The organism is Paenibacillus sp. FSL R10-2788 (assembly GCF_038003885.1).
Taxonomy (GTDB): domain Bacteria; phylum Bacillota; class Bacilli; order Paenibacillales; family Paenibacillaceae; genus Paenibacillus_AQ; species Paenibacillus_AQ odorifer.
Genome location: NZ_JBBOQA010000001.1, coordinates 1435753 through 1450079, shown reverse-complemented (window position 1 = coordinate 1450079; position 14327 = coordinate 1435753). Strand labels below are relative to the sequence as shown.

The window sequence follows — 14327 nt, the reverse complement described above, 5'->3', positions numbered from 1 at the left end:
ATCAACATTTTTTTAGTTTACAGGGAAGCGCCGAGGGGTGCCTTTTTTAAAAATATCGCCTCAAACTCTGCTGGTTGAATAGGTTTGCTGAACAGAAATCCTTGAGCTTCATGACAATGCTGCTCCCGCAGAAATTGCAGCTGCTCCTTGTTCTCCACACCCTCAGCCGTAACCTTCAGCTTCAAATGATGCGCCATAGAAGTGATTGTAGAGACTATAGCAGCATTGTTGCTGTCCTCCATAACCTCTGATACGAACGACCTGTCGATTTTCAATCTGTCGATCGGCATGTTCTTTAGATAATGCAGGGAGCTGTAGCCTGTACCAAAATCATCAATACTGATGAAGACACCAAGCTCTTTCAGACGTTTCAGCTGATCAAAGGCTGTTTCTTTATCCAAGGTCATACTCTCAGTAATCTCAAGGTCGACATAACACGGATCTAATCCAATGTCGGTTAAGATGGTATGAATCCTCCCTGCTAGATTGGGCTGAAGGAATTGCCGCATAGATAGGTTGATGGAGACGCAAATCGGCACATAGCCGGCCAGCTGCCATTTTTTATTCTGCAGACAAGCTGTTTTGAGTACCCATTCCCCAATCGGAACAATGAGTCCACTCTCTTCAGCTAACGGGATAAATTCCGCAGGAGAGACCAGACCACGTTTCGGATGATTCCAGCGGAGCAGAGCTTCCATTCCTACGATCTCTTCCGTCTCCAGCAAAACCTTTGGCTGATACACCAGAAAGAATTCATTGCGTTCAAGCGCTCTGCGGAGGTCATTTTCCAGCTTTAGACGTTCCTTTGCTTTCATCTGCATAGCTGGAATATACCGGCGAATCTCCACTCCCTGTTCCTTGGCATTATGTACCGCCGTATCAGCATTCTGAATTAGATGTTCCGCAGTTTCACCGTCACCGGGATAAATACTTAACCCCATACTAAGCGAAATATGGTACTCCCCCGACTCTAAGGCAATAGGTACCTCAAACAATCGATGCAGCTCCGTAGCTCGAACCAAACATTCTCCAAGACTTGCTCTCTCCATCATAAGAAAAGCGAACTCATCCGCCCCCATACTATAAAGCTCTTCAGTAGATTTAGCCTCATTCACAAGGCGCTCAGACACCAGCTTCAGTAAATGGTCTCCGGCAAAATGGCCCAGGGAGTCATTTATATTCTTGAAATGATTAATATTCATAATAGCTAACGCTGAGAATTTATCGCTCGTTTTCTTCTCTCCAGCAATAATCATCTCTTCTACACGCTGCGTCAGACGACGTCTATTGGGAAGTCCCGTTAAATCATCATGATAGGCTAAATAATTGATCCGCTCCTCAGCCAACTGCTTTTCGTAAAAGGGTTCTTCAATCGTCAGACGATATACTCCGGTAAGCAGCAAGTAGTAAGCAACTCCGCTACACACCATTCCAAAAAGATCATCTATATTGCCACTACTGAATGGACTCATAAAAAAGGCTTGGCCCAAAGAGAAAAAGATAAGTGCTCGAATAATAATAAGCAGTGAGGCTGACTTTTCACTTTTTTCAGGAAATACAATAACTGCAACACCTGCCAAGTAAACAAAAAGAACTGCTAAATCAGCAATCTGCTTCAAAGGATTCATCCAAGGCTTAGTTAATAACTGAGGCAACGCCGAGTGGCTGAGAATAAACAAAACAATGGAAAGCACAATCAGCATGAAGGCTATTCTAAACAATTTTCTTTTTTCAGAGACAGACACGGGCTTATCTTCCCTGCTAAAAATAAACAACATTCCTAAACCGCTGATTAGTCGTGAGAGGGTTCGCAGCCACAACGATTCTTCAAAAGTTATGAATGATGAAATCAACGGGATGCCCACAAAACCCAGTGTATGCAAGAAATCAATAATACATATTCCACCAAAAAGAGCAGCAGCATATAATCTTCCTTTAGATAATCTGCTAGAGAAGAATAACCAGCCCTGTGCAAATATCGCAAATCCAAAAGCAACATTACAGCAGCCGACAATGAGATAGAGAGAAGAAATAATATCCCAATCGTCCAATCGGTTAAGCGATGTATGGAAAATTTGAATTAAAAGGAACAGCAAGGCGCCTACAGCAGCTGCTTGAATTGTCTTTTTCTCTTCTTGTCTCATAAGTCCCTCGCGTCTGAAAATAATATCTATTAATTAACATTCAAGTATAGTTATGTCCTATGTATAAATATCGGCGGGATAGGACTTTTAAGTTACATTTCTTTTATGGGCATTCAAATGGAAGGCGCGTTTATAAGTTATATATTCATAAATCTTGCATAAATATAAACCATTTTCTGCTAGCAGGCAACCAAAAAAGCACTTCCCCCTACGAAAGGGTTCAGTGCTTCTAAGAAACTCAGGTTTATTTGTCACCAAAGGTTACTTCTGGTGTTGTAAGCTTATCAAAAAAATCAACGGATTTATCCTTGTCTGCAGATGCACGAAGTGCCATTGCTGAACGTGGATGCTCATCAAGTGTACCTGTGATCATATAAGGAATGATATAGCCCCACTCCTCTTTCTCACGCAAAGGAATCATCAGGCGTTCAATAATATCAAGCACAGGGCGCAAGGAGTAACGTGTATTCTTCAAATGAGTTACTAACAGCTCTGTAGGGCAATTTCCTGCAGCTCGTCCCATCCCATAACAAGAAGCATCCAGTAACTCTACACCATTCTCAGCAGCAATCAACGTGTTGGAGAACGCCAACTGAAGATTATTGTGAGTATGTACGCCTAGACGTTTGTTTGGCAGATGTGTCTTGAACTTCTCAACCAGATAATTCATGTCATTGTGATCCAAGCTGCCGTATGAATCTACAATATATACCACATCAACAACGCTCTCACGGATCATTTCAAAAGCTTCCAACAATTCATTCTCCATAACATTAGACAAAGCCATAATGTTGATCGTTGTCTCATAGCCTAGATCATGGAAAGTTTGTACCAATTGGAGGGCTTTCTCTACATCTTTGCTGTAGCATGCCACACGAATCAAATCCAGCATACTTTCGCTGCGGGGCAAAATATCATTCTCATCCACGCGGCCGATATCAACCAAAGCAGATAGCTTGGTGTGACCTTTTTGCGGAATCACTTTACGCAGGAAATCATCGTCCAGAAAACGCCATGGTCCGGCACCCTCTGCTCCTTTGAGCAATTTTGGTGAATTTTTATAACCGATTTCCATATAATCAACACCAGCTTCATTCAAGCCGGCATATAAGTTTTGTACAAATTCCACACTAAAATCCCAGTTGTTCACTAGGCCCCCATCTCGGATGGTGCAGTCAACAATCTTACATTGATTAGTCTTCATAATTATCTCCCTTCAACTATTGCAATCATTATAACCGCGAATATAGCTTTACTATGCAATTTATATCGTATAATCATACTTTAATGAAGAATAAAATGTAAAGGAATTTCATCTTCTTCTCCTTAATGCTATTACCACATCGTGTCAGCGACAATGATCACAGTAAATAAGCCCTAAAAATGCTACATTACAAGAAAATCATTGAGATTGATTATCAGTCTCTTTTGGAGGGATAAAAATGGCTTCTACCTCTTGCTCATTGCTGCGACTACAACCGGGTTCGACCGGATATATTCATAAAATAGAAGGAATCAATCCTATCCTACGCCGTCGTCTGGCTGATCTTGGAGTGTCCGAGGGTGTGAGCATTCGCCTGAAAGGAAAAGGACCTTTTTTAGGACCTATTACCTTAGAGTGCAATGGACAACTGTTCGCCATCCGCCGGAAGGAAGCTTCATTGATTGAGGTGAACGTGTCTTGAGTTCAATAGCTCTTGTAGGTAACCCCAATACAGGTAAAACCTCTCTTTTCAATACGTTAACCTCCTCATACGAATATGTTGGTAACTGGTCAGGGGTAACGGTAGAAAAGAAGATCGGCAGCCTGAAGAACGGCGCTGGCAAGCTCATTGATTTGCCAGGTATCTATTCCTTGCACCCACTCTCACGCGATGAGGGGGTTGCTGCCCAGTATCTAATAGAAGAATCTCCAGAAGCCTTAATTAATATCGTGGATGCTTCACAGCTGGAACGAAATCTGCTGCTCACGCTTCAATTACTTGAGTATGGCAAACCTACCTTACTCGGACTGAATATGATTGACGTCGCTAATGCACGTGGAATTCGCATCAATCATGAAGTCTTACAATCACGACTGGGTATAACTGTCCTCCCGCTTGTTGCAAGAACGGGAAAAGGCTGCGCACAAGTCCTCAGTATTTTAGAGAAATCCTCTGCGATTCCCGCTGTAAAGTTCAAGTTGAACTACGGTGAGATTGTAGAGCATGCAATATCTTCTATAGAAAAGGAATTACTTCCTATCAAGGACTTACCAAATCACCGCTGGATTGCTCTACAGCTTATGGAGCAGAATCCGGTTATTCTTCATTTTCTGAAGACACGTATGGACACCACTCGCCTGCTAAACATCTGTGAATCCTGTCAGAGTGAGCTACAGATCAAAAAGCTGGCCCTGACGCTCCCCCAATGGATTCGCTCACAGCGGATGGATTATATCCACTCCATTTGTGAGGTTGTACTTGATACAACAACGCAGAAACCTCATAACTTAACAGAAAGATTAGATTCCATATTGACGCATCGTTTTCTAGGACTGCCCTTATTTATCTTCTTTATGTATGCTCTCTTTAAGACCACATTTGACTGGGTCGGCGGACCTCTATCAGATCTCCTCGATGGCCTGATCTCCGGACCGATTAGTGATGGAGCCAATTCCCTGCTTCAGACGCTTGGAGCATCCAGCTTCACGCATGCCCTGATTGTCGATGGATTAATTAGCGGTGTAGGGGGCGTCCTCGTCTTTGTCCCGCAAATCTTCATTCTCTTCCTGATCATTTCCTTCTTGGAGGATTCAGGATACATGGCTCGGGTTTGCTTATTAATGGACAGCACCATGGAACGTATGGGACTAAACGGAAAAGCATTTATTCCATTCATCATTGGCTTCGGCTGTAATGTACCTGCCATAATGGCGGCGCGCAGCATCGAACAGCCCAAAGACCGCATGCTGACCACCTTGCTAATGCCGCTGATGTCCTGTTCTGCGAGACTGCCTGTTTACGCTTTATTCGCAGCTGTGTTTTTTCCGGCGCAAGAGGCCGTATCAGTTCTGTCCATGTATGTGATGGGTATTGTGTTTGCTCTGATTCTTTGTAAGGTATTCTCTAAATATTTATTCAAAAATGAATCCTCAGTTTTCATGATCGAGCTTCCACCTTATCGTATGCCGCAGATCAAGACCTTATCGCGCAGCACTTGGGAAAAGGGCAAGGGTTTCCTGCGAAAAGCTGGAACTATTATTCTTGCAGGCTCAGCAATTATTTGGTTTATGTCTTATGCCGGTCCTGGCGGGTTTGATGTGGACATGGATCACAGCTTCCTGGCTAAGTTTGGGGGTATGATCGCACCGCTACTGGCACCGCTTGGTTTCGGAACATGGCAGGCTGGCTCTACGTTGGTTCCGGGATTTTTGGCAAAAGAGGTAGTAGTCTCTACCATGAATATCATCTATCATGCACCAGATGCTGCTGGTTTAGAAAATCAAATCTCTCAAGTCTTCACACCGCTAAGTTCGATCAGCTTCATGGCCTTTATCCTGCTTTATATTCCTTGTTTGGCTACTGTAGGGGTTATCAAAAAAGAAACAGCGTCTTGGAAATGGACCTTCTTCTCCATGGGGTATTCTCTCGTTCTGGCGTATATCGTATCTTTAATTATTTTTCAAGGCGGACGGTTATTAGGATGGTCGTAGACTTGTAAATTATAAGATTCTCATGATGAAAGTGGGGTACCATTATGATAAATGTTGTGATTGTCGCCTTAATTTTCGGTTATTCTGGCTGGACCATCTATCGACATGTGCAAAAGGGAAAGCAGGGCGCTTGTGCAGGCTGTGATAAAGGAAAAAGCTGCTCGGCAGCATCGATGGATTCCCCGCTTTCTTGTTGTTCAACACCGGTTAACAACAAGAAGTAGGCTTGTAAAATGGGCAATAAATAGTGATTTATCGTTTAGCCTCCTTAACTAACGGGTATGTTTGTTATAAGCAACTACAGACAATACCAAGGAGGTAATTCCTATGAATACCAAAAAGACATTATTTACAACGGTCGCATTGGGAGCAGCATATTTACTGAAGAATAAGGGAACTCGCGATAAAATTATGAACGGCATTCAATCTTACACTTCCCAATCGAAGGCCAAAAAATCCAGTCGTACTGTTTAAGCTTCTGCTCTTGGATTTCAATAAAGGGGTGTTCCCTAAACCAGACTCTGGTTTAGGGAACACCCCTTGTTGTTTAGAACGGACAGCTCCCCGGATGTTTAGATCTCGCTTTCGCTCAGCAGCCACTGAATGATAGAACGAACCATGACACCTGTTGCTCCCTTAGGATTAACTCCACGTTCTTTAGATACATATGCAGTGCCAGCAATATCTAGATGAATCCATGGCAAGCCCTCAGCAAACTCACCTACAAATAATCCGCCTGTAGTGGCTCCACCATATCTTCCAGCAGTGTTACGGATATCGGCAACCTCGCTCTTTAGCATCTCACGAAATTCCGGGTATGCCGGAAGCTGCCAGACCTTTTCCCCTGAATAGCTTGAAGCGGCCAGAAATCGCTCCAGAAACGCTTCATCATTAGTTACAGCACCTGTTGCTATATCTCCCAAAGTGGACAACACAGCGCCTGTCAGTGTAGCTACATCGATAATACGTTTCGCTCCCCATTCCCGAGCATAAGTCAGCGCATCTCCCAGGACAATTCTGCCTTCAGCGTCGGTATTCAACACTTCTATCGTTCGTCCGCTCATGGAGGTAATAACATCTCCAGGCTTAAAAGCATTGGCCGATGGCATATTCTCCGCAGATGGAATAACCATAACGACATTAATTCGTGGACGTAAGCGGCCAAGCGCCTCCATTACTCCGAGTACAGCCGCTGCCCCGCCCATATCACTAATCAGCTCTTCCATACCTGGTGCTCTTTTTAAGGAGATCCCGCCGGTGTCAAAGGTAACTCCCTTCCCTATAAGCCCCACTACGTTATCCCAATTCCCTATCCCCTGATAACGGATGACGATCATTCGTGGAGGGTTTACACTTCCTTTTCCGACTGCGAGCAATCCGCCCATTCCTTTTTGCTCAATTTCCCGTTCATCCAGCACCTCAGAAGGAAAGCCATATCGCTCAGCAACCTCTATAGCGGCCACAGCAAGGTCTGAGGGGGTCAATAGATTACCAGGCATGTTGGTCAAGCTCCGCGCCAAATTCGTGGCCTTACCGAAAGCTAGCCCCTTCTGAATGCCTTGAGTCCAATCCCGTCCGGCATTACCCTCTAATTTCTCTTTTATAGTGAAAACAACTGCTGTTGGGCCTGTATAAAAAGACTGCACCTGCTTATAGGTAGCCCGACGATAGGAACCTAGCATTAGCCCCTCCGTCAGCGCATAAGCAATAGAAGTCACATCCTTCTCTACGGTAAGCTCCTGTAATTTGTCCGGCACTTCAAATACCAGCTTGAGCGCCTTCAAACGAAGCGCTGCACGGGCTGTCTGAGCCCCCATTTGCCTTAGATCCTCAGTCGTGAGAAGTTGGTCCCCCCTGCCAACCAAAATAACAACAGGACAACCAGATGAATTCTCAGCAGGTAGTACATAAGTCTGATTAAGCTTGCCTTTAAATAGACCTGCCTTTCCCAATAGGCGAATTCTGTCATCCCAGCCCTCGGAAAAGCCTCCATTCTCGACCTCAGACTCAGAAATAATAAGGATAAGGGCATCACCCTGCACATTGTTGGCAACACCACTGTTGTATTCTATATTCATTGTGATTACCTCCATTTGTTTCCCAAAACCAACACCCATTGTAACATAACAAAGGCTGATCTCCGCATCTGTATTATCCGCAGGGATCAGCCTCTTATTACTTATTCTAATGGATTAATGGCAAAGAGATCACAAAATGAGTACCCTCGTTAACTCTGCTGCTAACAGAAATGCATCCGCCATGATTTTTGATGATGCGGTCACTTACGGAAAGACCCAATCCTGTACCATTCTCTTTGGTAGTAAAGAAAGGATTAAATAACCTGTCCAGTGTACGAATATCCATTCCTTTACCGTTGTCAGATATGAACATACGGACCTCAGAGCCTTCTCTGCGGGCACCAACCTCGATTTTCCCCATGGAATCATCTTCTCGATCCGCTACAGCCTCCATTGCATTTCTAATCATATTAAGCACGACTTGCTTCATCTGTTTGACATCGCCAGAAATCACCATGTCCTCTTGAAGAGGATGAAGATTGATCTGGCAGCCTTTCATTAAAGCTTCGCTCTCTGTAAGGAGAACAACCTCCTTGAGCAATGCCGACACGGGTATCATCCCCACCTGCGGAACTGACGGCTTAGAGGAGGACAGAAATTCATGGATTATATCGTTCGCACGATCGATCTCGGCCAATATAATCTTGGCATATTCCTCTTTCCCCAGTTGGTGCAAGTATGGATGAAGCAGTTGAATAAATCCCCGGATCGCGGTCAAAGGATTCCGGATTTCATGGGCAATAGATGCGGATAATTTGCCTAGCATAGCCAAGCTATCGTTCTGGTAAGCCGTTTGTTCGATTAACTTATAATCCGAGATTTCCTTGACAGTGAACAAATAACATCCTTTCATTTGCTCTCCGCAGCATAAAGTAACCTTCCAGTAACGGCCATACTCGTCTAGAAACTCATAATTTGATTTTCCTTTGTATACCATCTCTCTGTAGCTCTGCATTACTTGTTTTTTCTTGGAACGGCTCAGTCGAACATTAGACAGTAGATGGGAAAATGTGCAGCCCACAAGAGAGTGACGGGTAAGTTCAAGCATCCCGTACATTTGCTTATTTACAAAACTTATAACTCCCTCTTCATCAAAAAGCATGATTCCGCTGTCAATATTCTCTAGAACATCCTCGTATGTAGTATCCACAGGTCCAGTTTGATAGGTTCTTCCCGGTAATAGAAGACTTTCTTGATATTGGCTAATCACGATACGAAGTTCCCCCTTTTACTGCATTTGACGAAGACGCTTAAGCGACATCAAATTACTATGTATTTGAGTGTATGACGAAGCCGCCAGAACATTCGGTAATCGTTGCACTTTTTCCAACCGGTTCAATTATATTCCAATCATATCCAAGAGAACTAGACAACGCAATCGGAGAAACTGTCGAATGGTAAAAAAATTCATAAAATGATTCCAAAGACATATGAAACATCACATCAAATTATATTTATCGCTATTTATTCGCCTAAATGATTTAAAAAAATCTAAAAAGGATCACGAAAAACTAAAAAGGATTATAAAAAGCTAAAAAGCCCCCGCGATTGCGGAGGCTTACATGGAAAAATGGGGCATGCCCAAAAAATTAGTAATAAACTTATGCCTTTTGTTGCAGGCGTAGACGGCGCTGACTCATCACAGCTAACCTTTTTTTCAATTCCCGTTCCCACTTGGTATCCTCAATCTGTTTGGCTACAGCTAGCAGATCAAGCGCCATATCGATTTGATTGCGTACAACGGCTAGAGGATCTTCACTCTCGACGTTAATGACGTTCTCGAAAATTGCAGTTTCGTCTTCCATGACATAGTCCTGAAAGTCCACGTCGGTAACACCATCTCCATGTGCATATTCCGCTAAGATCTCATATTCATTCTCGACCTTGTAGTGAACCTCCACACGATGACATACCGGACAAAAAAGCAGGGGAACATTATGGACTTGCGTGCGATAATGTTTTAGGGTCCCCTTTGTTCCTACCATACTCGCTCCACAGCAAAAGCTCATATTTGTTCGCCCTCCTTAGAGATAACCCTTTGATTGTTTATTATTGTATTACATTACCCCAATGGAGATTCCTCCACTCGAGGACATAATATAACTTTTCGCGCCTATTTTCAAATCTATTTAGATATACAAGATCTTTTGGTGCAAAAAACCCCCTTACAGAAAATTTTCTGCAAGGAGGTAGAAATCAGAATATCAAAGATCACTATGATAACGGTCTAAAATTTACAGATTCTTATCGCCCGGCTTCCAGTTCATTGGGCATAAACCACCAGATTGCAAGGCTTGCAGAACACGAAGAGTTTCTTCCACACTGCGGCCTACATCATTGTGGTTAACGACTTGATATTTCAATTCGCCTTCAGGATCGATAATGAACAAGCCACGCAATGCGATACCTTCTTCTTCAATCAAAATGCCATAGTCTTTAGAGACTTGTTTCGTAATATCAGCTGCAAGCGGGAAATTCAAACGACCAAGGCCGTTGGAATCCTTAGGGGTATTAATCCAAGCTTTGTGGCTGTGGATCGAATCGATGCTTGCGCCGAGAATCGCTGTATCAAGTGCTTCAAACTGTGCTGCTGCGTCACTGAGAGCTGTGATTTCAGTTGGACATACAAATGTGAAATCAAGCGGATAGAAGAAGAATACAAGCCATTTGCCACGATAATCAGACAAGCTTACTTTACCAAAATCCTTACCATCACCTGATACGGTTTCCATAGTAAAATCGGGAGCCGGTCTACCTACTAAACGTTCCGCCATTGCTAGAATCCTCCCTCTGATTATGTAAGAAAAAATACCATTTGTATCTCTCAATATACTGAAAAATGCTGAAATAGATAATATCTTGTCTACTTAACAAATGGTATCATCGCACAAAATCAAAGTCAAGATTAGATCAATTATTTATTTATAATTATTATAAATAGAAGATTAGGCTTTGCGGATTGCTGCAACAATCAGGTCGCCCATTTCAGTTGTACTGATCGCTTTGCTCTTATCCACGGCGATATCACTTGTACGGTGTCCTGCATCCAATACTGCAGCAACTGCCGCTTCGATTGCAGCAGCAGCATCCTCATAACCAAAGGTTAAGCGGAACATCAGGGCCAGCGACAAGATTGTTGCGATCGGGTTCGCAAGCCCTTGTCCGGCAATATCAGGAGCAGAGCCGTGAACGGGCTCGTAGAGACCATAGTTGCCGTCACCCATCGAAGCTGAAGCAAGCATACCGATAGAACCTGTCAGCATAGCAGCCTCGTCGCTCAAGATATCACCAAACATGTTCTCAGTAACGATAACGTCAAAGCTAGATGGACGGCGCAGCAGCTGCATTGCGCAGTTATCAACCAGTACATGCTCTACCTCTACCTCCGGATATTCTGGAGCGATCTTATTCACAACCTCACGCCACAAACGTGAAGTTTCAAGTACATTCGCTTTATCAACACTCGCCAGTTTATTACGGCGCTTGCCGGCAATCTCAAAAGCTTGGCGGACAATTCGTTCTACTTCCATTACGTTATACACACAGGTGTCCACAGCTTCTTCACCATGTTCTCCTTGACGGCGCAATTTATCTCCGAAGTAAATCCCGCCAGTCAGTTCGCGAACTACCATAAGATCTGTGCCTTCCAGGACTTCAGGCTTCAAAGTCGAAGCATCCTTAAGACAGTCAAATACGACAGCTGGACGCAGGTTGGAGAACAACCCCAGTGCTTTGCGAATTCCAAGTAGTCCGGTTTCGGGACGAAGCTCCTTTGGATTATTATCCCATTTTGGTCCACCAACAGCACCCAATAACACAGCATCTGCGCTACGACAGATTTCAAGGGTATCTTCCGGCAGCGGAGTGCCCTTCTCGTCTATAGCAATACCGCCAAATAATGCATGCTCTGTTTCAAAAGCATAACCGAATACTTCTTCTGTTACTTTCAATACTTTTTCCGCTTCTGCTACAACTTCTGGTCCAATACCGTCCCCTGCGATTACGGCGATTTTTTTAACTTCACTCATCTCAGTCACTCCTCAAGTTTTCTGCTCTAACAGACATAGTTCTTCTTTATATTGTTGTATCATACCCAGTCGTAAAGGACAAAGATATAGATTCTATTGAGCTGATAGGTATAGCCTATAAATAGAGAGGATCAGACCACTACCGTCAATGCTGAGCATATTTGCTCTTAGTTCTGAAGATGTTTACAATTAATATGAAGTCATCTATCAAAGGAGTGAATGCGAAGTGCAATATGCAAAGCTTGGCAAATCCGGCATGAAGGTCAGTCGCCTATGTCTAGGAACGATGAATTTTGGCCCGCAGACGGATGAAAAAGAAGCCTTCCGCATCATGGACGCTGCACTGGATGCAGGTGTTAATTTTTTTGATACCGCTAACATTTACGGCTGGGGCGAAAATTCTGGCCTGACTGAAACCATTATCGGACGCTGGTTTAAACAAGGCGGCGGGCGGCGGGAAAAGGTTGTACTAGCCACCAAAGTTTATGGAGCCATGAATGATAACCTTGATGGTCCTAATGATGAAGAAGGATTATCCTCATATATCATTCGCCGCCATCTTGAAGGGTCCCTGCAGCGTCTTCAGACCGATCATATTGAATTGTACCAGATGCATCATATAGACCGCAGTACGTCCTGGGAAGAGCTCTGGGGGGCTTTCGAGCTGGCTGTGAGTCAAGGCAAGATTGGTTATGTCGGTTCCAGTAACTTTGCAGGCTGGGATATCGCCATAGCTCAACAAGAAGCAAAGGCTCGTGGTTTTCTTGGACTAGTCTCAGAGCAGCATAAATACAGCCTGACCTGTCGGCTTCCTGAACTTGAAGTTTTGCCAGCCGCTCGCCATCTGGGGCTAGGTATTATTCCTTGGAGCCCACTCGATGGAGGTCTGCTCGGAAGAAATGCACTCAAAAAAATAGAGGGCAGCCGGAGTGGCGGAAATGCAGATCGTGTAGAGCAGCACAAGAGCCAGCTTGAGGCTTTTGCCAGCTTATGTATGGAGCTGGGAGAACCACAGGATAATGTCGCTCTTGCTTGGTTACTGGCTAATCCTGCTGTAACTGCTCCAATTATCGGCCCTCGCACCCTGGAGCAATTTGAGAGTGCGCTGCGCAGTCTTGAGATTGTGCTAGATGAAGCTGTGCTTAAACGACTAGATGAAATATTCCCTGGACCCGGCGGTGAAGCCCCTAAAGCGTATGCTTGGTAGGTAAGTTCTATCACAAAGGAGCTGAGGCCTCAGCAGAATCAATACGCTGAAGCCCAGCTCCCTTTTATTCATTCTTATTCAGCTGTGTCCACGGTCACACTTCCATTACTCGTGCTTAAGTCCACAGTATAAGTGGCTTTACCAAGCACAGCGGTACCATAGCTATCGCCGTCCCGATCCCAGGGTACATTCCCCTTCAGCGAGCCATTGCTTGTATCTGCAATAATCTTCGCATCCGACACGGCCGGCAAGCCCACTATAATCTTCCCGTTACTGGATGTACATTTCCAGTTTCCGGTCACTGCTGAGTTTATAGTAATTTTGCCGTTGCTGCTCTTGGCTGACAACGCCCCATCAATGTTATCCAATACTATGGCTCCATTAGAGCTCACGAGTTCAACTTCACCTTGGATATTCTGTACGGATAGTGACCCATTGCTGGTATGCGCATCCACTTCGCCGACAATATCATGAATATTTAATGCACCATTACTTGTCTCAACCTCTATACCTGACTTTAGATTCCAGGCTTCTATAGAGCCATCACTTGTCTCAACCTCAACAGCAAGGTTATTGGGTGCACTTACATTTAGATAAGGACTTTTGGTATTGAATCCAAACTGAATGTTAGAGAACCAATTATGATCGGTATCAAGCTCCATAATCAGTGTATCTCCTTCAGTACTAACCTTCCATTTCTTTTCTAGTGCACTTTCAGCATCACTTTGCGATTTTCCAGGCAGCAGTAAACTTCCCTCATAATCCAAAGAGCTTCCAGCTACACCCTCAACCTTTACTTTTCCACTTGGAAGTACAATTTTGAGCGTCGTAATATTCTCTTTCACTTCCACATTCCCACTAAGCGGAGTTAGATGTGTATTACCGATCAGATTGCTGAGTGAACCTCCGGCCATTACTGTCTGAGCACCACTTGCTCCGATCAGCACAATAATTAACAGGATGGCCCAGCCGCTTACACGGCTTTTGACATCGGATTTGATAAAAAGTCTAATCAACATCTCAAGTCCGAATAAGACCAACAACGCCGGCCATAAAAAACCAAGCACCTCATAGCTGATCATATCATACTGAGCCATCACGATAATGACACCAAGGGCAATGCAGCCCAAGGCTGCTGTGAAACTTCCTATTTTCCATCTCCCCATAGTTAAATCC

At 44.1% G+C, this 14327-nt stretch carries 13 protein-coding genes; 5 read left to right on the top strand and 8 right to left on the bottom strand.

Going from position 1 to position 14327, the window contains the following annotated elements:
- Positions 1–17: 17 nt before the first annotated feature.
- Positions 18–2144: a putative bifunctional diguanylate cyclase/phosphodiesterase gene (locus NSQ50_RS06390; protein ID WP_076141106.1), complete on the bottom strand. Its 2127-nt coding sequence runs from the start codon at positions 2142–2144 to the stop codon at positions 18–20.
- Between the two features lie 244 nt (positions 2145–2388).
- Entirely contained in the window at positions 2389–3348 is a 960-nt protein-coding gene (locus NSQ50_RS06385; RefSeq protein WP_170914180.1) for an aldolase catalytic domain-containing protein, read from the bottom strand.
- A gap of 238 nt (positions 3349–3586) precedes the next feature.
- Between NSQ50_RS06385 and NSQ50_RS06380 the strand changes: the two genes are divergently transcribed.
- The 4 genes from NSQ50_RS06380 (at position 3587) to NSQ50_RS06365 (ending at position 6312) form a co-directional block, all read left to right on the top strand.
- Positions 3587–3829, top strand: coding sequence for a FeoA family protein (locus tag NSQ50_RS06380; RefSeq protein WP_036680093.1), 243 nt, complete (start codon positions 3587–3589; stop codon positions 3827–3829).
- On the top strand, positions 3826–5838 hold the full coding sequence (gene feoB / locus NSQ50_RS06375; RefSeq protein WP_076141105.1) for a ferrous iron transport protein B: 2013 nt from the start codon (positions 3826–3828) through the stop codon (positions 5836–5838). Before NSQ50_RS06380 ends, feoB begins: the two co-directional genes overlap by 4 nt.
- Before the next feature lie 44 nt (positions 5839–5882).
- Complete coding sequence (locus NSQ50_RS06370; RefSeq protein WP_038569228.1) at positions 5883–6062, top strand: FeoB-associated Cys-rich membrane protein; 180 nt, start codon at positions 5883–5885, stop codon at positions 6060–6062.
- Positions 6063–6165: 103 nt separating this feature from the next.
- Positions 6166–6312: a hypothetical protein gene (locus NSQ50_RS06365; RefSeq protein WP_169744741.1), complete on the top strand. Its 147-nt coding sequence runs from the start codon at positions 6166–6168 to the stop codon at positions 6310–6312.
- Positions 6313–6410: 98 nt separating this feature from the next.
- Here the strand turns inward: NSQ50_RS06365 and NSQ50_RS06360 are convergent, their stop codons facing one another.
- The 5 genes from NSQ50_RS06360 to leuB form a co-directional block, all read right to left on the bottom strand.
- Positions 6411–7916 (bottom strand): leucyl aminopeptidase, encoded by a 1506-nt coding sequence (locus NSQ50_RS06360; RefSeq protein WP_170914179.1) that lies wholly within the window; start codon positions 7914–7916, stop codon positions 6411–6413.
- A gap of 106 nt (positions 7917–8022) precedes the next feature.
- A complete protein-coding gene (locus NSQ50_RS06355) occupies positions 8023–9126 on the bottom strand; it encodes an ATP-binding protein (RefSeq protein ID WP_038569226.1) in 1104 nt (367 codons plus the stop codon).
- A gap of 391 nt (positions 9127–9517) precedes the next feature.
- A complete protein-coding gene (locus tag NSQ50_RS06350) occupies positions 9518–9925 on the bottom strand; it encodes a hypothetical protein (RefSeq protein ID WP_036680100.1) in 408 nt (135 codons plus the stop codon).
- Positions 9926–10150: 225 nt separating this feature from the next.
- Positions 10151–10690 carry a peroxiredoxin gene (locus tag NSQ50_RS06345; RefSeq protein WP_036680102.1) on the bottom strand — a complete coding sequence of 180 codons (540 nt, stop codon included), beginning with the start codon at positions 10688–10690 and terminating at the stop codon, positions 10151–10153.
- Between the two features lie 171 nt (positions 10691–10861).
- Positions 10862–11944, bottom strand: a complete 1083-nt coding sequence (leuB, locus tag NSQ50_RS06340) for a 3-isopropylmalate dehydrogenase (RefSeq protein WP_036680106.1) — start codon at positions 11942–11944, stop codon at positions 10862–10864.
- Between the two features lie 226 nt (positions 11945–12170).
- Between leuB and NSQ50_RS06335 the strand changes: the two genes are divergently transcribed.
- Entirely contained in the window at positions 12171–13151 is a 981-nt protein-coding gene (locus tag NSQ50_RS06335) for an aldo/keto reductase (protein WP_036680109.1), read from the top strand.
- Positions 13152–13225: 74 nt separating this feature from the next.
- Here NSQ50_RS06335 and NSQ50_RS06330 read toward each other — a convergent pair whose 3' ends face one another.
- The gene (locus tag NSQ50_RS06330; protein ID WP_036680112.1) at positions 13226–14317 is read right to left on the bottom strand and encodes a DUF4097 family beta strand repeat-containing protein; all 1092 of its coding nucleotides are present in this window, start codon (positions 14315–14317) and stop codon (positions 13226–13228) included.
- Between the last annotated feature and the right edge of the window lie 10 nt (positions 14318–14327).

What these genes read in the sequence shown, in the direction of transcription:
- NSQ50_RS06390 (WP_076141106.1), bottom strand. Translation starts at nt 2,144, where the DNA reads ATGAGACAAGAAGAGAAAAAGACAATTCAAGCAGCTGCTGTAGGCGCC.
- NSQ50_RS06385 (WP_170914180.1), bottom strand. Translation starts at nt 3,348, where the DNA reads ATGAAGACTAATCAATGTAAGATTGTTGACTGCACCATCCGAGATGGG.
- NSQ50_RS06380 (WP_036680093.1), top strand. Translation starts at nt 3,587, where the DNA reads ATGGCTTCTACCTCTTGCTCATTGCTGCGACTACAACCGGGTTCGACC.
- NSQ50_RS06370 (WP_038569228.1), top strand. Translation starts at nt 5,883, where the DNA reads ATGATAAATGTTGTGATTGTCGCCTTAATTTTCGGTTATTCTGGCTGG.
- NSQ50_RS06365 (WP_169744741.1), top strand. Translation starts at nt 6,166, where the DNA reads ATGAATACCAAAAAGACATTATTTACAACGGTCGCATTGGGAGCAGCA.
- NSQ50_RS06360 (WP_170914179.1), bottom strand. Translation starts at nt 7,916, where the DNA reads ATGAATATAGAATACAACAGTGGTGTTGCCAACAATGTGCAGGGTGAT.
- NSQ50_RS06350 (WP_036680100.1), bottom strand. Translation starts at nt 9,925, where the DNA reads ATGAGCTTTTGCTGTGGAGCGAGTATGGTAGGAACAAAGGGGACCCTA.
- NSQ50_RS06345 (WP_036680102.1), bottom strand. Translation starts at nt 10,690, where the DNA reads ATGGCGGAACGTTTAGTAGGTAGACCGGCTCCCGATTTTACTATGGAA.
- leuB (WP_036680106.1), bottom strand. Translation starts at nt 11,944, where the DNA reads ATGAGTGAAGTTAAAAAAATCGCCGTAATCGCAGGGGACGGTATTGGA.
- NSQ50_RS06330 (WP_036680112.1), bottom strand. Translation starts at nt 14,317, where the DNA reads ATGGGGAGATGGAAAATAGGAAGTTTCACAGCAGCCTTGGGCTGCATT.